The organism is Flavobacterium erigeronis (genome assembly GCF_054075165.1).
In genome coordinates this window covers 81,728-104,675 of the sequence record NZ_JBSKGP010000015.1, presented here as the reverse complement: position 1 = coordinate 104,675, position 22,948 = coordinate 81,728, and the positions used below count along the sequence as shown (strand labels likewise).

Sequence of the window (22,948 nt, the reverse complement as noted above, 5' to 3'; positions counted from 1 at the left end):
AGATTTTAGATTTTAGATTTTAGATTTTAGATTTTAGATTTTAGATTTTAGATTTTAGATTTTCTAAAAATCGCTGCGCTCTTTTTGGAATTTGGGATTTAACAATTGATTTTTTTTAAACTTTATCTACAATAAAAAAATTTATTTTGTTTTTGTAAAAATTAGGAAAACCGTATTTTTGCATCACAAAACTAAAAATTAGAAATGGGAAGAGCGTTCGAATTTAGAAAAGGAAGAAAAATGAAACGTTGGTCTGCAATGGCCAAAACATTTACCAGAATTGGTAAAGATATCGTAATGGCTGTTAAAGAAGGCGGACCAAACCCAGATGCCAATTCTAGATTAAGAGCTGTTATACAGAATGCAAAAGCGGCTAACATGCCTAAGGACAATGTGGAGCGCGCGATTAAAAATGCAAGTAATAAAGATACTGCCAACTATAAAGAAATTTTGTTTGAAGGTTATGCGCCTCACGGAATTGCAATCTTGATTGAAACTGCTTCTGATAACAATAACAGAACGGTAGCTAATATTCGTAGTTATTTCAACAAATGCAACGGAACAATGGGAACTCAAGGTTCTGTTGAGTTTATGTTTGACCATACTTGTAACTTCAGAATTGCAAAAGACGGTATTGATCCTGAAGAATTAGAATTAGAATTAATCGATTTTGGTGCTGAGGAAGTTTTTGAAGACGAAGACGGAATCTTGATCTATGCTCCTTTTGGAAGTTTTGGCGCTATCCAAAAAGAATTAGAAAACAGAGGTCTTGAAATTTTATCTTCTGGTTTTGAGCGTATTCCGCAAATCACTAAAGAATTAACTGAAGCACAAATCGCTGACGTTGAGAAACTAATCGAAAAAATTGAAGAGGATGATGACGTTATGAACGTTTATCATACTATGAAAGAAGAATAAATCTTTCTATAAATACATTTTAAAAGCTCTGGATTTTTCTGGAGCTTTTTTGTTTTAAGTAACTTTTGCTTAATTGAAATTAAAAATTATATTTGCTTACATCAGAAATAAACTAATTTAAATCTTTCATTTATGCAATCATCAAAATTTATGAAATTTGCTGTAATAGCACTTGTAATCTTGTTCATTGTGATTAGTGTTATTAGCTAAAAAAATATAAGTCTTTTGATTTTCAAAAGGCTTTTTTATTTCATCTATTTCACCTCAGCATCAATTATGTCCAAAATTTCAATTATAAAGAAAATACAACTAGGAGGAGCACGATCATTTCCTCTTGAAAATCCAGATTCTGAGTCGTGTTTTACTTTTTATTGCGGAAATGGAGCGATTAAACATCAAGCTGTTATTTCTTGGAAAAGCTCTAGTTTATTAAGCTCTTTAATTGAATCTGGTAAAATATCAAATAATGATTTGGCCGAAAATTACGTAGATAAACTGGAAAATTTAGAAGATCCAGATAGAGCATTTTTCTATAGGTATCAAATATTTAATTTTCAAAATTGCAATAACGATTATCTTATAATTTTTGGCATTAATGAATATAGAGATTATTATAGCTATTTAATCTACGCTGTTTTGCAGATAAATCTATAGTTTAAAACAAAATATTATTTGAACTCGTTTTAAACTAATATCAAATACATCTAAGAGATACTTTTCAACTATATTTGTATCACCTCAAATAAAATTTAAACTAAAAATGCAAACATCAAAAATTACCCGAATTGCTGTAGTCGTACTAGTTCTTTTGTTCTTAGTATTAAGCGTAATTAGCTGCAGTACACATACTCACACTCATACACCTGCTCCATCTGGTAAAAAAATACCACCTGGACAAGCCAAAAAAATGAACGGAGACAAAAGTGCAAAAGCTTATGCTCCTGGACAGCAGAAAAAAAGATAATTTACAAGCCTTCTGAATTTCAGAAGGCTTATTTTTTTATATATGAATATAATTTTAACTTAGCATTTGGTTATTTATATCTGCCGAAAGAAAAAGCGTCTTTAACTGATAGGATACTTTCTACAAGAAAGTGGCTTAATGATTAAACCTTAAATTATGAATTTATTAGATTATAAAACTTTTAAGAATGACGTGGAGAAATACCTTGAAGAAAGTATTGATACTTTCAAATTAAAATTAAATGTAGATCTAAATAAAAAAGAAAACTTGTCAATTGATTATTATTTATTTTATGAAAATGAATATTGCATAATTTCTTTAAACTTTATTGATAGCTTTCCTTATCTAGACGTAATACCTACATTTTATTTAAAAAATTCAGATGAGTATTTAGAAGTAGATCATGTTTATTTAAGACCATTTTTAAGAATTGACGAAAAAGAGTTTGAAGCATACTGCTTAGAAAATTATAGAAAACGATTTCTCTATTCTGATGATTTTAAGGATAATGATAAAGGAGATATTTATTATAGCCTATATTCAATAAATGAAATTTTGCTAAAGTATTATTACGATCTTTTTAATGGAAAATACTCCATTAATGACTACAAAAAATTTTATCAAAATTTATCAAAATAAAATCTATCCAGATCAACAATTTTAATTTTGAACTAAAATAATTAAATAAAAACTTTGCGTGTTTAGAATTGCATAGATCAATTATTCAAACATGACACTTCAAGATGACTTTCATACAAAAGCTTTTAAACATATAAATTGATGGAACAGATAACCGCTAAAGACATTGAACAATTTCTTTTTAATAAAGATAATGGTTTTTTGATAAAATATCATATCAGGGATGGAATTGACCGTATTCTATTAGATAAATTATATGAGATTTTAGAAGAATTAAAAACAGAATGGAAATATAAAGAAAATGTTCCTAAAGATATATTATATTATTTGATGACAATAGTTCCTGGATTATATCACGATTTAGAATTATACAAAAATGACGAAGAAAAATATTACATATATGATGAACTGATTTATAATTTGAGTATTGCAATAGAAATGTGTTTAAATCCCGATATCGATGATCCACATTTTAATACTCCTCTAAAAAACTTGGGGCTTTAAAAATTAAATAAATTTATTCTCAATAAAGCTCTCAATAAGACTTGCACTAGAAAGAGGTTTAGTTATATTTTTAACATCTGTATTTGTCTCATAATCTAATAATACTAATAATTAATATGATAGAAAATTATAATGATATACTCGAAAAACTAAAAGACACAAATTGGAAAAAATTTAATGCAATTTTTAATATTAGTAAAGGATCTATCGGATATAATAAAATTGAATATATAGATGAAAATGATGTAGCCTCTTTTATTTGGATAGAATTTAGCGCAATCAATGATTTAGTTAAATCAATACGTAATAAATACAATAGCAATATAGATGACCTAAATAAAAGATTTAATAAATATCAAATTGAAATTTATTCTAATGGTGAGGTTATAGACCAAGAATGGTGGGATTCTGAAAAAGAAAAAAAAGATCTACTAGATGATGCAGAAGTTTTCTACCAATGGGTGAATGAATGTATGATGTCTATGATATTTGAATATGAAAAAGATAATGATCTTATACCAACTGGATATGACTCAGACGGTGATTTAGAATATTTAAGTTCATGGGATAGTGGTATATTTACTTTTTACATTAATGAAAAAAATAATTTAGAATACAAAGTGGTTCTCACACAAGATGGAAAAGAAAGAATTCTAGATCTTCCCTTAAAAGATTATTTTGTAGAAGGAATATTAGACCATTATTTAGTGACTAATAATGAACTTTCTAATGAATGGAAACCTTGGAATACTATGATATTAAAATCGCTCCACTATGATATTCCTTATGATAAAAGAGAAGAATTTGTAAGCTATCTTCTTGTATAACATTTTACCACTTTATAGATTAAAACTTCAAGATTAGCGAAATACATTATAATATTATTTAGTATTTTTTATCTTATACGCCTACAGCAGAATAATTAACAAAATTGATTGAAGAATTAATTTCTAAATAATTTTAAAATAAATAGAATTTAATAAAATGGAAGTAAAAACTCTTCAAAAATATTTAGGGATGGCGGTTCATTTTATTTATTATCATCATCATATTATTATCATCATCATAGATTGAATAATGAAAGAGTGTTTGAAGATGATTATTGGGAGCATTTATTAGAAATAGGAACCTTGGAATATTGGGAAATGTTATATAAATGTCTTGACTTTGCTTTAACTCAAGATGATTATTGTTTATCAATAGTTGATTCCCCTTTTAAAGAGCATTATTCTGAGGCTGATATCAAATTGTTTTTCGAGAAATTTCACAATTATTTAAGAGCAAATTTGCAAGTTAAATTTGATGATCTTACTCCATCATAAATTATTTTTCTCAAAATTCAACTTCTAAAAGTTATTGAGAATGGCACAAAATGGGAAAAACCGTATCAGATTTAAAAAAAGTAAATCCTTCTGTAAAAGTAAAAGCTGTACTGGAATTTCACTTTTGCTGGAAATCTAAAAAAAACAACATCGGTAGATCTTGAAATTTATAAAAATGATACATTAGATGATATTCTATCAGATAATTTTAAAAATCCTTAAAAATGGAGTCAATTAATAAATTAATAGAGATGGTTAAAGGCTATGTTGGCCATAATAAAGTTATCATAACTATCAAATTGAACAAAGAAAAAGTAAGTACACGATTTTATGAGATTAAAAATAATGAAGAATTTTACTTCAGGCCAAGACCAAAAGAATATAGGGAATTTTCAGATGAGATATATGATGTATATATATCCTTATTTTCAACAAAAGATAAGTTCAATTCAGTTATAATTGAAATTCCTCCTTATGGTAAATATACAGAAAAATTTTTCTGGGATTCGGCAAAAGAAAAGAAAGATCTACTAGATGGAGCAGAAGTTTTTTATCAGTGGGTAAATGAACGTATGATGTCAATGATATTTGAGTTCGAAAAAGATAATAACCTTATTCCTACTCATCTCGATTCGGATGGTGATCTAGAATATTTAAGTTCATGGGACAGGGGTATATTTACTTTTTACATTAATGAAAAAAATAATTTAGAGTACAAAGTACTTCTCACGCAAGATGGAAAAGAAAGAATTCTAGATCTTCCCTTAAAAGATTATTTTGTAGAAGGGATATTAGACCATTATCTAGTAACTAATAATGAACTTTCAGATGAATGGAAACCTTGGAATACTATGATATTAAAATCGCTCCACTATGATATCCCTTATGATAAAAAAGAAGAATTTGTAAACTATATTCTTAAGTAATTTTTTCCTCAAAACGGGGATAAAAACAGAACACTGGATGAAGTAGAATATGTAATAGCAAATAACTTTGGAAGAGATCTTACGAGTAGTAATCCAAATGATATTATGGATATTCAAGAGATGGTAAAGTAGAAATTCATTTCTATCTTAATACCGACGGCACAATAGGATCTTATTTTCCAAAAAAACGATAAATAATGATTGAATACGAATTTTATAAAAATGAAATAGGAACTCCACAATTTTCTGTAAAAGGAGATTTAGAAGGTTTAAATGAATTAGGCTCTTTAAATTATGAATATTTATTCGAATATTATATATGATTAAAAATTGGAATAAATTTAATGAAATGGGTACTTATATACCTATTGACATATTAGCTCCTCATTTGTTCAATTTTGATAAAATAGAGCAAAAAATCCGCGAAGAATTTTTGAAAAGTAAAAGACTAGGAATTTATTGGGAATATAATGGCAAGGCTATAACTATATCTGATGAGATTGGTAGTGTTCAAGGTTTTCCTATTTCAACTCTTCAATATGTTGTTGCAGTATTTCAAAATAGTAAAAAATATCCTTCTCCAGACAATGCTGTAATTTTTAATTTAGATGGAACTATTAACAAAATTCTTAAAATCCCTGAATTTAAGTCTGAATTAATTCTGGAAGAGTTAAAAAAAAATAATGAATCAAATCCACCGATTGAAAGTTTTTTTAAAGGCAAAAGATTATGTTATAATAATTATAGTAGATTCGTAGACAATAATGGCTTTGAATTAGATATACTAGAAATAGATTATGAATTAGAATATACTGAGTCTCAAATTTTAGATCCTAATACTTTGGAATTAACTGATTTCCTAAAAACACGCTTTGAAAGATATGATTACTGGAATAAAAATTATAAACCATGATAGTTTTTTTATCATTTATTATAGTAATTCACTAAAATACATTTTTAAAACACTAAATTATAACATAATATTTCAAAACATTATTATTCATTGTATTAAATGATTTATTGTGAACAAGAAACAATTAGAATAACTAAAAAGATTTACTCTCATTGTTAAAGAATAAAATACTAAAATTATGTTTGAAATGACGGAGTTTTTAACAACTAATAAACAGGATCTTTGGAACATCATAAAAAATAAGCCAAATATTTTAAAAAGATTAAAAGTCGAGGGAATTATGGATTTAGATGAAAGCACATTAGAAGATATAGCGAGAAAAATAAGTAATACAAACTAACATGAAATTTATTTTAAAAAATAAGATTGATAATATTGACATTTTCGCATTGACAGATTCGAATGAATTTATTTACATTAAAGAAAATGTTCTTTATGATAAAGATAAAAAAATCTTATTTGATGTTAAAGAAGAGATTTCTGGATTGAAGTCTTCGGAAGAATGGATTTGTTTTAATCATACTTTAGAAAATCCTAAAGGATATCTTGGAAAAAACAGTAATTTCCAAATATTTGAAAAAAAAATTATTAGAGAAATGCATAATGGACATGTTTACTATGGTGATAAATTTTCTACGACAAAAGTCTCTATTCATGATGCACTCACAAAAATATGGACAGTAGAAGAAAGAATAATTTTTTTTATTGTAAGTAATGATTATTTAATTTATAGCAAAGATGATATAAATATTAATTTTTGCTTGGACGACACAGATTTAAAACTGCTTTGGCAATACAATTTAAAAACTAAATATAATTGGAAACAAAATGCAGATTACATAGATCAATCACCAATAGAGAAGCAAGCAAATGTAATTAAGTTTTTAGGAATTTATAAAAATGAACTTTGGTTAATTCTGAATAGTGGAGCATTATTAGCGTTAAATGTAGAAACAGGAGAAGAATCACGTTATATAAAAGAAGGCAAACTAATGGTTGGAGAAAGTGATTTTGGGGATTTCAAAGGATATTTTGGATACGATACTATTTTGGATGAAAAAACTGGATTGATTTTTAATCTAAATAGATACTTTTATATTGAATTTGATTTGAATACAAATGAAGAATATTTTAGAAGCTATAGTTTTAAAGAATCTTGTATTGAACATAAACTTAATTTAAATTACATAGGAGGCTATAACATGGAATATATTTTTTCTTATGAGGGAAGCGACAATAATCGTTTCGCTGTTTTTAGCAGGAAAGAAAAAGAAATTCTGTGGAGTATTGAGATTGAAGAAGTAAAAAATAAATTCCCTGCAATTAGAAATATGAAATGTTGTGCTGATAAGATATTTGTATTAGATAATAAATATGATTTACATATTTTTGAAAAAGAATAACAATCATAAAAATGCAAACCTCAACAATCACCAGATACGCGATAATATTACTAGTAGTTCTATTCATAGTGATAAGCGTAATCGGCTAAAAAACAAAAAGCCTTCTTAAATTTCAGAAGGCTTTTTGCTATAAATAAAAACTATTTTCTATTATTTGTATTAATCACCTTAATCAAATAAGTCCCTTCTGGCAAATCACCAATATTAGACGCATTCGCACTCATTATTTGTCTTCCCTGAGAGAAGACCTCAATTGTTTTACCACTTTTGCTAGTTTCGACTGTGGCAGCAGGTACTGAAGTTTTCACAGGCGCCGCAACCGCTTTTTTCTGAGTATTAGAAGCTGAAATTGGTATTGTCTGCGTTACTGCTGCACCATTTGGTTTTGAGCTATTGTAAGCTTCCAAAACCTGTTCGTCTGTCATAGCGACACTGTATAATCGTAAATCATCAATATCAGCATTAATACTTGTTGAGGTATTTAGTTTTCCTAGATTTAAAATATACCCTTTTGCCGAACGCTGAATCCCTTCTACAGACTTTAATAGTACACCATTTCGGTAAATTTTAGAAATATTTCCATCGTAAGTAACACTATAAAAGTACCAAGTTTCTTTTGCTAATGGCACAGAAACTATCACATTATTGGTATCTCCCCACCCTACTAAACTTAAATCTGAATTTCCTCCCGCTACTGGTTGCTGTATTAATCCAAAATATTGTCCGTTTGCAGCAGCGCCATATCCAAAAATATAATTCGGAATATTGACCGCATTAAATTTTACCCAAACTAATATTGTTTTTGGCTTATTATCCTGTGGAAGCTCCCCTACTACTGCTTGATAAGCTTTGTTTGTGAGTCGCAAAGCACTTTTAGGACTTCCCATTCTATCGTTTACAAAAAGCGGTGTGCCTAAAAATGAAATAGTATTGTCGGCACTATTTAAATTTCCGTTGAAATTAAATTCCTGCACTGGATTTTGTGCATTGGCAGTTAAAAAATTTACAAACATTAAAGTGAGTAATATTTTTTTCATAGGCTTAGCTTTTATCAGAATATTTAGGTTTAAGGCAAATAATGATTGACTGTAAAATTGAAACGAATTTAATTTTACAATTCTAAAATTTCGTTTATTATTTTTATAAATTTTGTTAAAACTATAATTTAAATTCATCACGCACAAGCAATTCTTACATACAAATGCATAATTCTCACAAAAATACTTTATTCGATCCTGTAGCATTCTCTTTGAAATACTCCAAAGCCAATCTAGCGAATTTATAGAATACGTCGCATGAAAAGCAATCTTATTCTGAAAGTACTTTTAGAATAAAATAAGAATAAAAAAAGCCTTCTGAACACAGAAAGCTTTTTCTTACTATTCCAAAAACTCAATTGCTTGCGCAATAAAAAAACTAACTAACATTTAAAAACAAACTAAAAAACCATTTATTTTGAGGTAATTTTTTTAGATGGAGCACTGGTAATTTTTAATAAATAAGTCCCTTCAGGAAGATCGCTGATATTTGCGGCGTTACTTCCTGCTATTTTTTGTCCTTGCGAATACACTTCAATGCTTTTTGTTGTCCCGCTGACGTCGCTTGAAGTAATTATTGTTTCATTTGGCGTTTTTGCCTTAGCCACAGTTTTCGATTTCGTTTCTGCAGGAGCCTTTACTAGCAAATTAACAGCTTTTTCACTTTCATATAATTCTTTTACCTGATCTGGAGTTAAAGCCACATTATAGATCTTTAAATCGTCTATATCAGCATTTATTCCTACCATAGTATTAATTTCTCCCAATCTAAAAATATTTCCATTAGTAGATCTAGTCATTCCTTCTAGAAACTTTAATAATTTACCGTCTCGATATATTTTAGAAGTAGTGCCTTCGTAGGTGATGGTATAATTGTACCAGATACTTTTTTCAAGCGGTGTAGACACAATAACATCATTAGAAGCACCCCAGGCAGCTAAACTCAAATCGGAGTTAGAAGAAGTAGTGCCTTGTTGCAGTAATCCGCAATATTGCGCATTTAAAGCATTTCCGTAACCCAAAATATAGTTGGCATTAGCAATATCATTAAATTTAACCCAAATACTAATTGTTCTTGAACTTTTTCCTTGAGGCAGATTATCAATTACAGCTTCTAGAGCTTTATTATTTAGTCGCTGAGCTCCTTTAATACCTCCTGCTCTATCTGCCACAAAATTGTTGGTGCCAATAAATGAGATTGTATTTGCAGTATTGTTTAAAGTGCCATTAAAGTTAAATTCCTGAATCGGTGTTTGTGCATTCACATTCAAAAAACTTACAAACAATACTGTGAGTAGTAATTTTTTCATAATAGTAGATTTTAGGGATTAATAACTATGTTATTTTAATACCGCTAAACTATATTTTTACTACTTGGAGCTAAAATATTTCCGACAACTTACCTAAATACTCGTTAAAAGAACGTTTTTCATGCATTTTACCGGTTAAATATTTTTTATATTTTTCAATGTTATTATTAAATAATTGAATTAAAATTATTCGAACTAATAATTTCTTACGTATAAATACGGTATATTCAATAAAATAATAAATTTTAACTTTTAAAGAAAACCGAAAGGAGAAAAATGTGGAAAATAAAAAAAACTCCATTCGGAATACGAATGGAGTTTCTATATCTTGAAAAGTAGTTTATTACTTTACGAATTCAATTTTTTGAGCTTCTTCTTCATTAACACTGTCAAAGAAACCTTGCTCGTTCATCCAGTCATCGCTGAATACTTTACTCATGTAACGAGAACCATGATCTGGGAAAATAGCAATGATGTTACTGTCTTTTGTAAATTCTCCTTCTTCAGCATATTGCTTAATAGCTTGCATTACTGCTCCAGAAGTATATCCAACAAATAAACCTTCTTTTCTAGTAATCTCTCTTGCAGAGTGAGCACTTTCTTCGTCGGTTACTTTCATGAATTTATCAATAATATCAAAATCTGTAGCAGACGGAATCAAGTTTTTACCTAAACCTTCAATACGGTAAGGATAAATTTCTTTACTATCAAATTCTTTTGTTTCGTGGTATTTTTTCAAAACCGAACCAAAAGCATCTACACCTAGAATTCTAATATTTGGATTTTTTTCTTTTAAGAATTTTGCAGTTCCAGAGATAGTTCCTCCTGTTCCGCTGCACGCAATTAAGTGCGTAATTTGTCCTTTTGTCTGTTCCCAAATTTCTGGACCTGTAGTGTTGTAGTGGGCATCAATATTTAATTGGTTGAAATATTGATTAATGTAGACTGAACCTTTTGTCTCTTCGTGCAAACGTTTTGCTACATTATAGTAAGATCTTTCATCATCTGCAGAAACGTGAGCCGGACAGACATACACTTTGGCGCCTAAACTTCTCAACATGTCAATTTTGTCTTTAGATGATTTTGAGCTTACCGCTAAAATACAATTGTAACCTTTAATAATGCTTACCATTGCTAAACTAAAACCTGTATTACCAGATGTGGTTTCAATAATGGTATCTCCCGGAGATAGAATTCCTTTTCTCTCGGCTTCTTCAATAATATATAACGCTATTCTATCTTTTGAGGAATGACCTGGGTTGAAAGCTTCTACCTTTGCGTAGAAATTTCCTTCTAACTCTTCGGTAATTTTATTTAGCTTAATAAGGGGGGTGTTTCCTATTAACTCTAAAACATTATTATAAGCAGTTATTTCTTCTTTCATAAAAAAATAGTTAATCAAAGGCATTTTCAAATTAACCTTGATAGGTTGCAAATTTAACAAAAAATTTCTAATTAGCTTTTAATTTTTTCTAAATCTAATAAAAAACTAAATTCTTTTGCTAAGTCTTTTAAAGCCTCAAAACGTCCCGAAGCCCCGCCATGACCTGCATCCATGTTTGTATCTAAAAACAAAAGTTTATTATTTGTTTTTAAATCTCGCAATTTCGCAACCCATTTAGCTGGCTCCCAATACTGTACCTGCGAATCATGCAATCCGGTAGAAACATACATATTAGGATATTCCTGCGCTTTTACGTTATCGTAAGGTGAATACGACAACATATAATCGTAATATTTTTTATTGTTTGGGTTCCCCCATTCGTCATACTCTCCAGTTGTAAGCGGAATACTATCATCCAACATTGTAGTAATTACGTCTACAAAAGGCACCTGAGCGATGACTCCGTTATACAATTCGGGAGCTTCATTTACGATTACTCCCATTAAAAGTCCGCCAGCAGATCCTCCTTCTGCATACAAATGTTCTGGAGAAGTAAACTTTTGGTCTATTACAAATTTAGAGCAATCGATGAAATCTGTAAAGGTATTTTTCTTTTTTAACAGTTTTCCGTCTTCATACCACTGCCTTCCTAAGTCCTCACCTCCTCTAATATGGGCTATGGCATAAACAAATCCGCGGTCTAAAAGCGATAATCTTGTTGATGAAAAATAAGTATCCATTGTAATTCCGTACGAACCATACGCATAAAGCAGTAACGGATTTTTACCATTTTTCTCTAAACCTTTTCTATAAACCATAGAAATCGGCACTTTTACTCCATCACGAGCTGTTGCCCAAACTCTTTCTTCTATATAATTATTTTTATCAAACTTTCCACCCAAAACCTCCTGTTCTTTTAAGATCGTTTTGGTTTTAGTCTTCATGTTAAAATCAATTACAGAAGACGGTGTCGCTAATGATTGATAGCTGTAACGCAGAATATCAGTATCAAAATCTACATTGGTTGTTGTGTATGCATTATAAGTTTCACTGCCAAAAGGAAGATAATAATCTGGTTCATCGCCCCAAGGCATGATTCTAATGTGATTCAATCCGTTTGAACGCTCTTCTACAACTAAATAATTTTTGAAAATCTCGATATCTTCCAACAAAACATCTTCTCTGTGCGGAATAAGATCTACCCAGTTTTTCTTTCCTGTTTTATCTTCAGGCGTTTTCATTAATTTAAAATTAGTCGCCTTGTCTTTATTTGTTAAGATGTAAAAAGAATCTTCGTAGTGAGAAATACTATATTCTAATCCGCGAACACGTGGCTGAAAAACAGTAAATTCTCCTTCTGGATTATTAGAATTCAAAATTCTATATTCGGTTGTTAAAGTACTTCCAGAACCAATAACAATATATTTTCTTGATTTTTCTTTGCTTATCGACACATTAAAAGTATCGTCAACTTCATTAAAAACCAAAACATCGCTTTCTGAACTGGTATTTAATTTATGTCTAAAAACTTTATCAGCTCTTAAAGTAGTTTCATCTTGTCTAACATAAAAAATAGTGTTGTTGTCATTTGCCCAAACTGAAGCTCCTGTCACATTTTCTATTTTATCTGCTAAAATTTCACCCGTTTCTAAGTTTTTAATTTGAATGGTATAAATTCTTCTACCCACAATATCTACTCCAAAACTAGCAAATTTGTTATCTGGACTAATACTTAAACCTCCTAATTTGAAATAAGCATGCCCTTTTGCCATTTCGTTACAGTTAAAAAGAATTTCTTCTTCCGCAGTAAGACTTCCTTTTTTTCTAGCAAAAATGGGATAATCCTGACCAGTTTCGAAACGTGTAATGTAAAAATATCCATTGTAGAAATAAGGAACAGAAGAGTCGTCTTCTTTAATTCTTGCCTTCATTTCTTCAAACAAACTATTTTGTAAATCTTTAGTATGAGAAGTCATATTCTCATAATAAGCATTTTCTTGATTTAGGTAATCAATTACTTCAGAATTTTCGCGGTCATTAAGCCAAAAGTAGTTGTCAATCCTAGTTTCTTTATGTTTTTTTAGTGTTTTTGGTATTATGTTAGCCTTTGGGGCCGATATATCATTTTGCATTGATTAAGCATTAATTTTTAAATATGAAGACGCAAAAATAGCACAAACCCAACAGAACAGAATTAATTTTTTCTTAAATTATTCTATTGAATTAACACAGCAATATAGTAATTTTGTGTGAAATAATTTAAAAAATCAACAAAAATGGATTTAATGGGAATGATGGGTAAACTTAAAGAGACCCAGCAAAAAATTGAAGATACAAAAAAGCGCCTTGATACTGTTTTTATTGATGAACAAAGCGCTGACGGATTATTAAAAGTTACTATTACAGCTAGTCGAAAAATAAAATCAATTTCTGTTGACGATTCTTTATTAGAAGATAAAGAGCAGTTAGAAGATTACCTAATAGTAACTTTAAACAAAGCCATAGAAAAAGCTACAAATGTAAACGAAAGAGAATTAGACGCTGTAGCCAGAATGGATATGCCTTCTATTCCTGGAATGGATAATCTTTTTAAGTAAGATTCAAAGAGACAAAGTAACAAAGGGACAAAGGCTATCTACATGATTAACCTTTGTCCCTTACTTTTTTAATATACTCTCCTTTGTCTCTTTGAACCTCTGTTACTTTGTCACTTTGATCAAAACTTCGAAAGCGTCTCCAACACATAAGTATGCATTACTTCTTTGTAATCTAAATGTGTTACGATACGAAGTTTATTGTGCCCTAAAGAACTTATCAGTATATTTTTCTGTTTTAATTTCTCGATTAACAATTGGTCGCTGTAACCTTCGGCAAGCGAAAAAATCAAAATATTGGTTTCTACAGGTTCGATAGACGCAATCCAAGGTTTTGTGCTTAAGATTTTGGCAATTTCTTTTGCTCTGCGATGATCTTCTGCCAATCTTTCGATATTATGAGCCAAAGCATATAATCCGGCAGCAGCTAAATACCCAACCTGACGCATTCCTCCACCTAATATCTTTCTGATTCTCAACGCTCTGTAAATATCAGCTTTACTTCCAAGAAGCACAGAACCAATTGGAGCTCCTAACCCTTTAGACAAGCAAACCGAAATAGTATCGAAAATTGCTCCAAACTCTCTCGGATTCTGTCTTTTAGCTACTAAAGCATTCCAAATTCTAGCCCCATCTAAGTGAAACTTCAAATTATTGGCGTCGCAAACTTTTTTTATTTCTCTTAAATCTTCTAATTCGTAGCATGCGCCGCCTCCTTTATTAGTTGTGTTTTCTACACAAACCAAACTTGTAAGCGGACTATGATAAAATTCAGGATCATTTATCGCAGCTTTGACTTGTGCGGCTGTTATCATTCCACGATTCCCATCAATCAGACAGCAGGAAACACCGCTGTTAAAAGAAACTCCTCCTCCTTCATAATGATAAACATGCGCATATTTATCGGCTATTAATTGTTCTCCAGGCTGTGTATGAAGTTTAATTGCAGTTTGGTTTGCCATAGTTCCAGACGGAAAGAAAAGACCAGCTTCCATACCAAAAAACTCTGCTGTTCTGTTTTCCAATTCAATCACCGTTGGGTCCTGTTTGTATACATCATCGCCGACATGGGCGTTAAACATATACTGCAGCATTTCATAAGTAGGCTTTGTTATGGTATCGCTGATTAAATTTATTTCCATATTCTAAAAACTATATCTTATTTTTGTATGCAAAATTACGTATTACAAATAGTTATTCTTGGCAAGTTTAATAAAATTTAACTCGCTCGTTTCTATAGACCAAATTAACGTAATAATTCTAAAAAACATATAAAAACCTATTAATTAATTTATGACAACAGCCGAACAAGTAAAAGGTATTGTGGAGCGCCTTGGTGCGTTGAGGAGGTATCTTTGACGTCGATGCTAAACTAATCGAAATTGCAAACGAAGAAGAAAAAACTTTTGCTCCCGATTTTTGGAACAATCCAAAAGAAGCAGAACTTATTGTAAAAAACCTTCGAAACAAGAAAAAATGGATTGAAGATTATGACAAAGCTGCAACTCTTACAGAAGAATTACAGCTTGCTTATGATTTTTACAAAGAAGGCGAACTTACTGTAGAGGAGCTAGACGAACAATATGATCTTGCTCAGACTCACATCGAAAACATCGAATTCAAAAACATGCTTTCTGACGAAGCCGACAGTTTAAGTGCTGTGGTTCAAATTACTGCCGGTGCCGGCGGAACGGAAAGTTGCGACTGGGCAGGAATGCTAATGCGTATGTACATGATGTGGGGAGAAAGTTATGGTTATAAAATCAAAGAACTTAACTTCCAAGAAGGAGACGTTGCAGGAATTAAAACCGTAACTTTAGAATTTGAAGGAGATTATTCTTTCGGATACCTAAAAGGAGAAAACGGAGTTCACCGTCTGGTTCGTATTTCACCTTTCGACAGTAATGCTAAACGCCACACTTCTTTCGTATCTGTTTATGTTTATCCGTTAGTAGATGACAGTATCGAAATCGACATTAATCCTGCCGATATCGAAATTACGACTTCTCGTTCTAGTGGTGCTGGAGGACAAAACGTAAATAAAGTGGAGACGAAAGTTCAGTTAGTTCACAAACCAACTGGAATTCAGATTCAATGTTCTGAAACACGTTCTCAGCAAGATAACAGACAGCGTGCCATGCAAATGCTTCGTTCTCAATTGTATGAAATTGAGTTGAAGAAACAGCAAGCGCAACGTGCCGATATCGAAGCTGGAAAAATGAAAATTGAATGGGGTTCACAAATTCGTAATTATGTGATGCAACCTTATAAATTGGTTAAGGATGTTCGCACAGGATACGAAACCAGCGATGTTGACGGCGTAATGAACGGAAATATTGACGCTTTCCTAAAAGCCTATCTAATGATGATGGGACAGAAGGAAGAGGAATAATTTTTAGTGGTCAGTGGTCAGTTTTTTTAGTGGTCAGTTGCAGTCAACTTGAACCTGAAACTTTTAAACAAAAAAACAAAAGTTATGATAAAATGGGCAGATGTAATTCATTTTACAAATAAAGGAAATCCGACTCCAGACAAAAAAGTGGAGAAAACGGAGGAAGAATGGAAACAGTTATTGACTCCAGAAGAATTTCAGGTAACTCGTTTAAAAGGCACCGAAAGATCTTTCAGCTCTGAAATGTGCAGTTTATTTGAACCAGGAATTTATGAATGTAAATGCTGCGGAACATTATTATTTGATGCTAGCGAAAAATTCGAATCTGGTACGGGATGGCCGTCTTTTACACAACCTGTAAAAGAAAATGCAGTTGGATATCATGCCGACAAATCGCACGGAATGATTCGTGTTGAGGTAGTTTGCAATGCTTGTGATTCTCATCTCGGGCATATTTTTCCTGATGGTCCGCCACCAAGCGGTCTGCGTTATTGCATTAATGCATTGTCTTTATCTAAGGTCAAACAGTAAAAAAACAAATATTTCAAAAGCGATTCCTTTTTAAGTGAATCGCTTTTTTTTATTCCTAATAATCAAATACTTACCAATCTCTCTTCCTAATTATGCTTTAATTTGTCAGGAAATAAATATTAAAGAACGCACAAAAATTAAAAGAAACTCATTAATTTAATACACAAAAAGTTAATTTTTCAATATTACAGCTGTTATTTTAAATATATCTCAAAAAAGCATTAGGTTATTAAAATCAAATTCATTTTATTTGGCAAAAATTAAACCTTAAATCTACTTAATTCATTAAATGAAATCCTATTCAATTCACGAGATTAACGAAATAATCAATGGCGTAATTTATGGCGCTACTTCTCAATATATTACAGCCACAGAACAACTTGAAAAAGCTAGCATTTCAGAAATTTCGTTTATAGGAAACAAAAAATATGAAAAATACTGGTCGGCCTCAAATGCTTCAGTAGCTGTTGTTAACGAAGACATTTCTATAGAACCAGGTGAAAATCGCGCTTTTATTAAAGTAAAAAATGCCGATCTGGCCATGTCACAAATTTTAACCCTTTTTGCTCCCCCTGCCCCTATCTTCCATTCAAACATTCATAAAACCGCTACTGTAGACGAAACTGCTATTATTGGCGAAGGTGCTAAAATTGGCGCTGGCTGCTATATCGGTCCAAAAGTTGAAATTGGCGCTGGAGCAATACTTTATCCTAATGTGACCATTTTAGACGAATGCACCATCGGGAGAAATACTACTATCTGGTCTGGTACGGTTATACGCGAGCGTTGTCATATCGGGAACGATTGTATAATTCATCCTAATGCTACTATTGGCGCAGATGGTTTTGGGTTTCGACCTTGTTCAGAAAAAGGTTTGGTTAAAATTCCGCAAATAGGAAATGTCATTATTGGCAATTGTGTCGAAATTGGTGCTAATACTTGTATTGACAGAGGAAAATTTAGTTCAACAGTTCTTGGCGATGGATGCAAAATAGACAATCTAGTTCAAATTGGCCACAATAGTAAACTAGGTAAATTTTGCATAATGGCTGGAAACAGTGGTCTTGCCGGATCTGTAACCCTTGGTAACGGCGTAATTATTGGCGGAAGCGCCTCAATAAAAGATCACACCACTATTGGCGATGGCGCAACAATTGGTGCCGGTTCTGGCGTTGTAGGAGATGTTCCTTCAGGCAAAACTATGCTCGGATATCCAGCTGTAGAAGCTCGTGACGCTTTAAAACAATGGGCGCTGTTAAAACAAATGGTTTGTCTTTCTAAAAAATAAATATAAGCTTTTGAGTTGCTGAGCTTCTAAGTTATTTAGGAGCTAAGAAACTTAGAAGCTTAAGAATTTATTTCAACAGATTTTGTAAATTAGCCAACACTATTTTATAAAATCAATACTTTATTATGGATTTAAACTTCAATAAAAACGAAGATCACAATAAATTACTTCTTTCTGAATTAAAACAAAAATTTGCTAAAGTAAAATTGGGCGGAGGAGAAAAACGAATCGAAAAACTCCACGCTGAGGGCAAAATGACCGCTCGTGAAAGAATTGCTTATTTATTAGATGAAAATTCTAAAAGTATTGAAATTGGCGGTTTCGCTGGTGAAGGAATGTATCCAGAACACGGTGGTTGTCCTTCAGGAGGTGTCGTTGTAAAAATTGGTTACATTAAAGGCAAACAATGTATTGTTGTGGCCAATGATGCAACTGTGAAAGCTGGAGCTTGGTTTCCGATAACTGGAAAGAAAAACCTTCGCGCTCAGGAAATCGCAATGGAAAACCGACTCCCAATTATTTATCTTGTGGACAGCGCAGGTGTTTATCTGCCAATGCAGGATGAAATTTTTCCAGATAAAGAACATTTCGGACGCATTTTTAGAAACAACGCTCAGATGAGCAGCATGGGAATTACTCAAATCGCTGCCGTTATGGGTAGCTGCGTTGCGGGAGGTGCTTATCTTCCTATAATGAGCGACGAAGCTTTAATTGTCGACAAAACAGGAAGTATTTTCCTTGCTGGAAGTTATCTGGTAAAAGCCGCAATTGGAGAAACTATCGACAATGAAACTTTAGGCGGCGCGACAACCCACTGTGAAATTTCAGGAGTTACCGATTACAAAGCCAAAGACGACAAAGATGCTTTAGATAAAATTAAAAATATTGTAGATAAAATTGGTGATTTTGATAAAGCAGGTTACAGCCGAATCAAAGCCGAAAAACCAGCTTTAGAACCAAATGATATTTACGGAATACTCCCAAAAGCCAGAACCGAACAATATGATATGATGGAAATCATCAAACGTTTGGTCGATAATTCAGAATTTGAAGCATATAAAGAAGGTTACGGACAATCTTTAATTACAGGTTACGCCAGAATTGATGGTTGGGCAGTCGGGATTATTGCCAACCAAAGAAAAGTGGTAAAAACCAAGAAAGGCGAAATGCAATTTGGTGGTGTCATTTATTCTGACAGCGCCGATAAAGCCACTCGATTTATTGCCAATTGCAATCAGAAAAAAATTCCATTAGTCTTTTTACAAGACGTTACCGGTTTTATGGTAGGTTCAAAATCTGAACATGGCGGTATTATAAAAGATGGTGCTAAAATGGTAAATGCGGTCAGCAATTCTGTTGTTCCAAAATTTACGGTTATTGTTGGAAATTCATACGGAGCTGGAAATTACGCCATGTGCGGAAAAGCGTATGATCCTAGATTAATTTTTGCTTGGCCAAGCGCAGAACTTGCCGTAATGGGTGGAACTCAAGCTGCAAAAGTTTTAGCGCAAATTGAAGCTTCTTCGCTTAAAGCGAAAGGAGAAAAAGTCGATGAAGAGAAAGAAACTGAGCTTTTCAATAAAATAAAAGCACGATACGATGAACAGACTTCTCCGTATTATGCAGCTTCAAGACTTTGGACAGATGCCATTATTGATCCGCTAGAAACACGTAATTGGATTTCTATGGGAATCGAAGCGGCAAACCACGCTCCTATTCAAAAACCATTTAATCTGGGAGTTATTCAAGTTTAGTGATTTCAGAATTCTCAAAAACAAGTTAAATAAAAAGCAAAAAACTTATTTTTAAGGTGTTAAAAATAAATATCTGATTAAAAATTAGTAACTTAGTACATAATTTTTAATCACACAACATCATGGAAAATGTAAAAAGTTTGAATAAATGGGCAAATTCGCACACTTATTTACCAGTTGATTTAGTACGTATTGTTTTGGGTGGATTTTTATTTATGAAAGGTGTCTCTTTCGTCACCAATATTCAATACCTGCATGATTTGATTTCCCCGATTGACAAGTTTGGTGGAGGTATGTTTATGCTGCATTACATTGCTCCAGCCCACATGATTGGTGGTATAATGATTATTTTTGGACTCCTAACAAGATGGGCAATAGCTGCTCAATTACCAATTTTATTCGGTGCCGTTCTTATAAATTTTATGGGACAAATGCATTCCGAAAGTTTAATTTTAGCATTAATCGTTTTGTTTGTCTGCATATTCTTTCTCTTTTATGGAAGCGGCAAACACTCTGCAGACTATTATTTTAAAATGCAACAATAGCCTCATAAGTCCCCAGTTTAACTGAGGACTTTTTTTTGAGTGTTAATTAATCCTTTAAAATTTCTTTAATTGCGTTTTATGGCTTAAATTCGCCGACATGAATTGGATTCGTAAAACCGTTATTTTTATTGCGCTTTTAATTGCAGGTTTGTTTGCTTATCAAGCAAACCAAGCTTCTGTGCGTTTAATTGAGACGGAAAAATCAGATACCAATTTCTGTAAAGACATTCCCGATTCATCGGCATTTATCCAGCCACAGGGAAATTATCAGTTTGCCGCAAACATCAAAACAAACCCGACTGGAGGAATTATAAAATGTTTTGATACGCTTTTACCACTAATACCACAGCATCAAACTGTTTCAACTGTTACAGCATATACTAAACTCTTTACAACTCAATGTAAAAAGGTTTCAGTCATACTCTATGCTTTCCATTTTTTCTGGTAAATAAATACCTGATTTTATTTAGAAGATTCATTCTTCAGTAACCACTTAGCCGTTTTCATTCAGAAAACTGTTTTGCATATCATTTATTTATTTCATTAAAAACATTATGGAAACTACTACCACAATTATGGGTATTGTGATTCTAATTATAGTCGCTATCCCAGTATATTTTTCTGCACGTTCATCTGCAGCAAGCAAATCAAGAATTTTAAACATCAAGAAAAGATTCAATCCAAATCATCCAGAAGAATTTGATTTGACAGAATCGATCAATAATAAGACCTTAACTATTGATCAAAAAAATAACAAGTTCATTTTAATGAATTTCAATCCAAATCAACAAGAATCAACTTATGTGGATTTAAATACAATTGCATCATGCAAATTAATTCCAACAACAGACGCTGGTTCTGATACAATTGTAAAAATTGATTTTGAATTTCAAGAAAAAGGAACTTCTAAAAAAATAATAATTCCATTCTATGATTTTGATGACGATCGCATCAAGCAAATTAGCGTTTATCAAGATCATCAGTTTGCGAAAAAATGGCTTAAAATCATCCAAGATTCTATATCACGTTAGTTATTTAATTCAATAAAAGAGGCTCATTTTGGGTCTCTTTTTTTTACAAGTTATATGACATTTGTCATTTTATGTCTTAGCCTGAAGTTTTAATTTTGATGAAAACTAAATCCGTCGTTATGAAAATTTCTTTGACTCAAAAATACAACGTCCCAGGTCCAAGATATACTAGTTATCCGACAGTTCCATATTGGAATGAAGCTGACTTTACAGCAGAAAAATGGATTACTACTCTACAACAGTCATTTTCTGAAAGCAATTCAAAAAACGGAATCAGTTTATACATTCACCTGCCTTTTTGCGAAAGCATGTGTACTTTCTGCGGATGCAATAAGCGTATTACCAAAAATCATTCAGTAGAAGAAAAATATATTCAGGCGGTTCTGAAAGAATGGACTATGTACTGTAACGTTCTGCCAGAAAAACCAATAATTAAAGAAATACATTTGGGCGGGGGAACTCCTACATTCTTTTCTAAAGAAAACTTAGAAAACCTTATCAACGGAATTTTTGATCATGCCGTAAAAGCAGAAAATCATGAATTTAGTTTTGAAGGACATCCAAATAATACTACTTACGAACAGCTTAAAAAATTATATGATTTAGGATTTCGTCGTGTAAGTTTTGGTGTTCAGGATTATTCTGCTACGGTTCAAAAAGCTATTAATAGAATCCAGCCTTTTCATAATGTGGCTAAAGTAACATTTTGGGCAAAAGAAATTGGCTATACTTCTATTGGACACGATATTATCTTTGGACTTCCATTTCAAACGATAGAAGATGTAATTGATACGGTTGAGAAAACAAATTCATTAAAACCAGATCGATTAGCTTTTTACAGCTATGCACACGTTCCTTGGATAAAAGGAAACGGACAACGCGGCTTTAATGAAGAAAACCTTCCAAAAGATGCCGAAAAAAGAAAACTATACGAGACTGGCAAAAAACTGCTTATCCAAAACGGTTATCATGAAATTGGTATGGATCATTTTGCCTTGACTGAAGATAGCTTATACAAAGCCGCTCACAACGGAAATTTACACCGAAATTTTATGGGCTATAGTGCTTCTAAAACACAAGTCATGATTGGTCTAGGCGTTTCTTCCATAAGTGACAGCTGGTACAGCTTTGCTCAAAATACAAAAAGTCTTGAAGAATATTATGATATTTTAGAAGCAGATCAACTTCCTGTTGTAAAAGGCCACATTTTAAATGACGAAGACCTTATCATTAGAAAACACATTCTTAATTTAACTTGCGAATTAGAAACATCCTGGAGTGCAGAATCACTAAATTTTACTGAACTCCCTGAAGTTTTAATTGCTTTAAAAGAAATCGAAAACGATAATTTAATTGTTATTGAAAGTAATAAAATCAAAATTACGGAAGAAGGAAGACCTTTTGTGCGTAATATTTGTATGGCTTTTGATTTACATCTAAAAAGAAAGTCACCGGAAACAAATCTGTTTTCGATGACTGTCTAGGGTTAGCTA

Annotated in this window: 26 protein-coding genes and 1 pseudogene; 21 read left to right on the top strand and 6 right to left on the bottom strand. The window is 31.7% G+C overall.

The window, feature by feature from the left end:
- Positions 1-204: 204 nt before the first annotated feature.
- From ACWA1F_RS23760 to ACWA1F_RS23740, 5 genes are all read left to right on the top strand, one after another.
- Positions 205-918 carry a YebC/PmpR family DNA-binding transcriptional regulator gene (locus ACWA1F_RS23760; protein WP_125719582.1) on the top strand — a complete coding sequence of 238 codons (714 nt, stop codon included), beginning with the start codon at positions 205-207 and terminating at the stop codon, positions 916-918.
- A gap of 276 nt (positions 919-1,194) precedes the next feature.
- Positions 1,195-1,572 carry a hypothetical protein gene (locus tag ACWA1F_RS23755; RefSeq protein ID WP_456897493.1) on the top strand — a complete coding sequence of 126 codons (378 nt, stop codon included), beginning with the start codon at positions 1,195-1,197 and terminating at the stop codon, positions 1,570-1,572.
- Between the two features lie 106 nt (positions 1,573-1,678).
- Positions 1,679-1,882, top strand: a complete 204-nt coding sequence (locus ACWA1F_RS23750; RefSeq protein ID WP_456897491.1) for a hypothetical protein — start codon at positions 1,679-1,681, stop codon at positions 1,880-1,882.
- Between the two features lie 156 nt (positions 1,883-2,038).
- Positions 2,039-2,521, top strand: a complete 483-nt coding sequence (locus ACWA1F_RS23745) for a hypothetical protein (RefSeq protein ID WP_456897489.1) — start codon at positions 2,039-2,041, stop codon at positions 2,519-2,521.
- A 141-nt stretch (positions 2,522-2,662) separates the two neighbouring features.
- Entirely contained in the window at positions 2,663-3,025 is a 363-nt protein-coding gene (locus ACWA1F_RS23740) for a hypothetical protein (RefSeq protein WP_456897487.1), read from the top strand.
- Positions 3,026-3,028: 3 nt separating this feature from the next.
- Here ACWA1F_RS23740 and ACWA1F_RS23735 read toward each other — a convergent pair.
- A pseudogene (locus ACWA1F_RS23735) lies at positions 3,029-3,124 on the bottom strand (hypothetical protein); the annotation flags it as partial.
- A gap of 17 nt (positions 3,125-3,141) precedes the next feature.
- On the opposite strand from ACWA1F_RS23735, the gene ACWA1F_RS23730 reads away from it, so the two are divergent.
- The 7 genes from ACWA1F_RS23730 (at position 3,142) to ACWA1F_RS23700 (ending at position 7,589) form a co-directional block, all read left to right on the top strand.
- The gene (locus ACWA1F_RS23730; protein WP_456897485.1) at positions 3,142-3,852 is read left to right on the top strand and encodes a hypothetical protein; all 711 of its coding nucleotides are present in this window, start codon (positions 3,142-3,144) and stop codon (positions 3,850-3,852) included.
- A 243-nt stretch (positions 3,853-4,095) separates the two neighbouring features.
- Complete coding sequence (locus tag ACWA1F_RS23725) at positions 4,096-4,347, top strand: hypothetical protein (protein ID WP_456897483.1); 252 nt, start codon at positions 4,096-4,098, stop codon at positions 4,345-4,347.
- A 224-nt stretch (positions 4,348-4,571) separates the two neighbouring features.
- Positions 4,572-5,273: a hypothetical protein gene (locus tag ACWA1F_RS23720; RefSeq protein ID WP_456897481.1), complete on the top strand. Its 702-nt coding sequence runs from the start codon at positions 4,572-4,574 to the stop codon at positions 5,271-5,273.
- 197 nt (positions 5,274-5,470) lie between these two features.
- Positions 5,471-5,596, top strand: coding sequence for a hypothetical protein (locus ACWA1F_RS23715; protein WP_456897479.1), 126 nt, complete (start codon positions 5,471-5,473; stop codon positions 5,594-5,596).
- Between the two features lie 26 nt (positions 5,597-5,622).
- The gene (locus ACWA1F_RS23710; RefSeq protein ID WP_456897477.1) at positions 5,623-6,186 is read left to right on the top strand and encodes a hypothetical protein; all 564 of its coding nucleotides are present in this window, start codon (positions 5,623-5,625) and stop codon (positions 6,184-6,186) included.
- Positions 6,187-6,364: 178 nt separating this feature from the next.
- Positions 6,365-6,526, top strand: coding sequence for a hypothetical protein (locus ACWA1F_RS23705; protein WP_456897475.1), 162 nt, complete (start codon positions 6,365-6,367; stop codon positions 6,524-6,526).
- A gap of 1 nt (position 6,527) precedes the next feature.
- Entirely contained in the window at positions 6,528-7,589 is a 1,062-nt protein-coding gene (locus ACWA1F_RS23700; RefSeq protein ID WP_456897473.1) for a PQQ-binding-like beta-propeller repeat protein, read from the top strand.
- Between the two features lie 140 nt (positions 7,590-7,729).
- Here the strand turns inward: ACWA1F_RS23700 and ACWA1F_RS23695 are convergent, their stop codons facing one another.
- The 4 genes from ACWA1F_RS23695 to ACWA1F_RS23680 form a co-directional block, all read right to left on the bottom strand.
- Positions 7,730-8,626: a LamG domain-containing protein gene (locus ACWA1F_RS23695; protein ID WP_456897471.1), complete on the bottom strand. Its 897-nt coding sequence runs from the start codon at positions 8,624-8,626 to the stop codon at positions 7,730-7,732.
- A gap of 413 nt (positions 8,627-9,039) precedes the next feature.
- Positions 9,040-9,936: a LamG domain-containing protein gene (locus tag ACWA1F_RS23690; protein WP_456897469.1), complete on the bottom strand. Its 897-nt coding sequence runs from the start codon at positions 9,934-9,936 to the stop codon at positions 9,040-9,042.
- Positions 9,937-10,279: 343 nt separating this feature from the next.
- Positions 10,280-11,320 carry a PLP-dependent cysteine synthase family protein gene (locus ACWA1F_RS23685; protein ID WP_125719571.1) on the bottom strand — a complete coding sequence of 347 codons (1,041 nt, stop codon included), beginning with the start codon at positions 11,318-11,320 and terminating at the stop codon, positions 10,280-10,282.
- Positions 11,321-11,391: 71 nt separating this feature from the next.
- A complete protein-coding gene (locus ACWA1F_RS23680; protein WP_456897467.1) occupies positions 11,392-13,452 on the bottom strand; it encodes a S9 family peptidase in 2,061 nt (686 codons plus the stop codon).
- Between the two features lie 144 nt (positions 13,453-13,596).
- On the opposite strand from ACWA1F_RS23680, the gene ACWA1F_RS23675 reads away from it, so the two are divergent.
- Positions 13,597-13,917: a YbaB/EbfC family nucleoid-associated protein gene (locus tag ACWA1F_RS23675; protein ID WP_456897465.1), complete on the top strand. Its 321-nt coding sequence runs from the start codon at positions 13,597-13,599 to the stop codon at positions 13,915-13,917.
- A gap of 119 nt (positions 13,918-14,036) precedes the next feature.
- On the opposite strand, the gene ACWA1F_RS23670 is transcribed toward ACWA1F_RS23675, so the two are convergent.
- Complete coding sequence (locus ACWA1F_RS23670; protein WP_456897463.1) at positions 14,037-15,056, bottom strand: threonine aldolase family protein; 1,020 nt, start codon at positions 15,054-15,056, stop codon at positions 14,037-14,039.
- Positions 15,057-15,207: 151 nt separating this feature from the next.
- Between ACWA1F_RS23670 and prfB the strand changes: the two genes are divergently transcribed.
- The 8 genes from prfB (at position 15,208) to hemN (ending at position 22,939) form a co-directional block, all read left to right on the top strand.
- A protein-coding gene (prfB, locus tag ACWA1F_RS23665) for a peptide chain release factor 2 (protein ID WP_306159858.1) occupies positions 15,208-16,306 on the top strand; the annotation gives its coding sequence in 2 pieces (ribosomal slippage) (positions 15,208-15,270 and positions 15,272-16,306; 1,098 coding nt in all).
- An 84-nt stretch (positions 16,307-16,390) separates the two neighbouring features.
- Positions 16,391-16,837: a peptide-methionine (R)-S-oxide reductase MsrB gene (gene msrB / locus ACWA1F_RS23660; protein WP_456897460.1), complete on the top strand. Its 447-nt coding sequence runs from the start codon at positions 16,391-16,393 to the stop codon at positions 16,835-16,837.
- A gap of 289 nt (positions 16,838-17,126) precedes the next feature.
- Positions 17,127-18,125: a UDP-3-O-(3-hydroxymyristoyl)glucosamine N-acyltransferase gene (gene lpxD / locus ACWA1F_RS23655; RefSeq protein WP_306159853.1), complete on the top strand. Its 999-nt coding sequence runs from the start codon at positions 17,127-17,129 to the stop codon at positions 18,123-18,125.
- A 125-nt stretch (positions 18,126-18,250) separates the two neighbouring features.
- Positions 18,251-19,879, top strand: coding sequence for an acyl-CoA carboxylase subunit beta (locus ACWA1F_RS23650; RefSeq protein WP_456897458.1), 1,629 nt, complete (start codon positions 18,251-18,253; stop codon positions 19,877-19,879).
- Positions 19,880-20,001: 122 nt separating this feature from the next.
- Entirely contained in the window at positions 20,002-20,424 is a 423-nt protein-coding gene (locus ACWA1F_RS23645; RefSeq protein ID WP_306159849.1) for a DoxX family protein, read from the top strand.
- A gap of 97 nt (positions 20,425-20,521) precedes the next feature.
- Positions 20,522-20,872, top strand: coding sequence for a hypothetical protein (locus tag ACWA1F_RS23640; RefSeq protein WP_456897456.1), 351 nt, complete (start codon positions 20,522-20,524; stop codon positions 20,870-20,872).
- Between the two features lie 106 nt (positions 20,873-20,978).
- Positions 20,979-21,455, top strand: coding sequence for a hypothetical protein (locus tag ACWA1F_RS23635; RefSeq protein ID WP_456897454.1), 477 nt, complete (start codon positions 20,979-20,981; stop codon positions 21,453-21,455).
- Between the two features lie 119 nt (positions 21,456-21,574).
- On the top strand, positions 21,575-22,939 hold the full coding sequence (gene hemN, locus ACWA1F_RS23630) for an oxygen-independent coproporphyrinogen III oxidase (protein WP_456897452.1): 1,365 nt from the start codon (positions 21,575-21,577) through the stop codon (positions 22,937-22,939).
- Positions 22,940-22,948 lie beyond the last annotated feature (9 nt).

Excerpts from the sequence above, each read along its gene's own strand:
- ACWA1F_RS23635 (WP_456897454.1), top strand. The coding sequence starts at position 20,979 with ATGGAAACTACTACCACAATTATGGGTATTGTGATTCTAATTATAGTC.
- ACWA1F_RS23690 (WP_456897469.1), bottom strand. The coding sequence starts at position 9,936 with ATGAAAAAATTACTACTCACAGTATTGTTTGTAAGTTTTTTGAATGTG.
- ACWA1F_RS23650 (WP_456897458.1), top strand. The coding sequence starts at position 18,251 with ATGGATTTAAACTTCAATAAAAACGAAGATCACAATAAATTACTTCTT.
- ACWA1F_RS23740 (WP_456897487.1), top strand. The coding sequence starts at position 2,663 with ATGGAACAGATAACCGCTAAAGACATTGAACAATTTCTTTTTAATAAA.
- ACWA1F_RS23745 (WP_456897489.1), top strand. The coding sequence starts at position 2,039 with ATGAATTTATTAGATTATAAAACTTTTAAGAATGACGTGGAGAAATAC.
- ACWA1F_RS23685 (WP_125719571.1), bottom strand. The coding sequence starts at position 11,320 with ATGAAAGAAGAAATAACTGCTTATAATAATGTTTTAGAGTTAATAGGA.
- ACWA1F_RS23720 (WP_456897481.1), top strand. The coding sequence starts at position 4,572 with ATGGAGTCAATTAATAAATTAATAGAGATGGTTAAAGGCTATGTTGGC.
- ACWA1F_RS23670 (WP_456897463.1), bottom strand. The coding sequence starts at position 15,056 with ATGGAAATAAATTTAATCAGCGATACCATAACAAAGCCTACTTATGAA.
- ACWA1F_RS23675 (WP_456897465.1), top strand. The coding sequence starts at position 13,597 with ATGGATTTAATGGGAATGATGGGTAAACTTAAAGAGACCCAGCAAAAA.
- ACWA1F_RS23750 (WP_456897491.1), top strand. The coding sequence starts at position 1,679 with ATGCAAACATCAAAAATTACCCGAATTGCTGTAGTCGTACTAGTTCTT.
- ACWA1F_RS23755 (WP_456897493.1), top strand. The coding sequence starts at position 1,195 with ATGTCCAAAATTTCAATTATAAAGAAAATACAACTAGGAGGAGCACGA.
- ACWA1F_RS23760 (WP_125719582.1), top strand. The coding sequence starts at position 205 with ATGGGAAGAGCGTTCGAATTTAGAAAAGGAAGAAAAATGAAACGTTGG.
- msrB (WP_456897460.1), top strand. The coding sequence starts at position 16,391 with ATGATAAAATGGGCAGATGTAATTCATTTTACAAATAAAGGAAATCCG.
- ACWA1F_RS23680 (WP_456897467.1), bottom strand. The coding sequence starts at position 13,452 with ATGCAAAATGATATATCGGCCCCAAAGGCTAACATAATACCAAAAACA.
- ACWA1F_RS23710 (WP_456897477.1), top strand. The coding sequence starts at position 5,623 with ATGGGTACTTATATACCTATTGACATATTAGCTCCTCATTTGTTCAAT.
- ACWA1F_RS23640 (WP_456897456.1), top strand. The coding sequence starts at position 20,522 with ATGAATTGGATTCGTAAAACCGTTATTTTTATTGCGCTTTTAATTGCA.
- ACWA1F_RS23645 (WP_306159849.1), top strand. The coding sequence starts at position 20,002 with ATGGAAAATGTAAAAAGTTTGAATAAATGGGCAAATTCGCACACTTAT.
- hemN (WP_456897452.1), top strand. The coding sequence starts at position 21,575 with ATGAAAATTTCTTTGACTCAAAAATACAACGTCCCAGGTCCAAGATAT.
- lpxD (WP_306159853.1), top strand. The coding sequence starts at position 17,127 with ATGAAATCCTATTCAATTCACGAGATTAACGAAATAATCAATGGCGTA.
- ACWA1F_RS23700 (WP_456897473.1), top strand. The coding sequence starts at position 6,528 with ATGAAATTTATTTTAAAAAATAAGATTGATAATATTGACATTTTCGCA.
- ACWA1F_RS23730 (WP_456897485.1), top strand. The coding sequence starts at position 3,142 with ATGATAGAAAATTATAATGATATACTCGAAAAACTAAAAGACACAAAT.
- ACWA1F_RS23705 (WP_456897475.1), top strand. The coding sequence starts at position 6,365 with ATGTTTGAAATGACGGAGTTTTTAACAACTAATAAACAGGATCTTTGG.
- ACWA1F_RS23715 (WP_456897479.1), top strand. The coding sequence starts at position 5,471 with ATGATTGAATACGAATTTTATAAAAATGAAATAGGAACTCCACAATTT.
- ACWA1F_RS23695 (WP_456897471.1), bottom strand. The coding sequence starts at position 8,626 with ATGAAAAAAATATTACTCACTTTAATGTTTGTAAATTTTTTAACTGCC.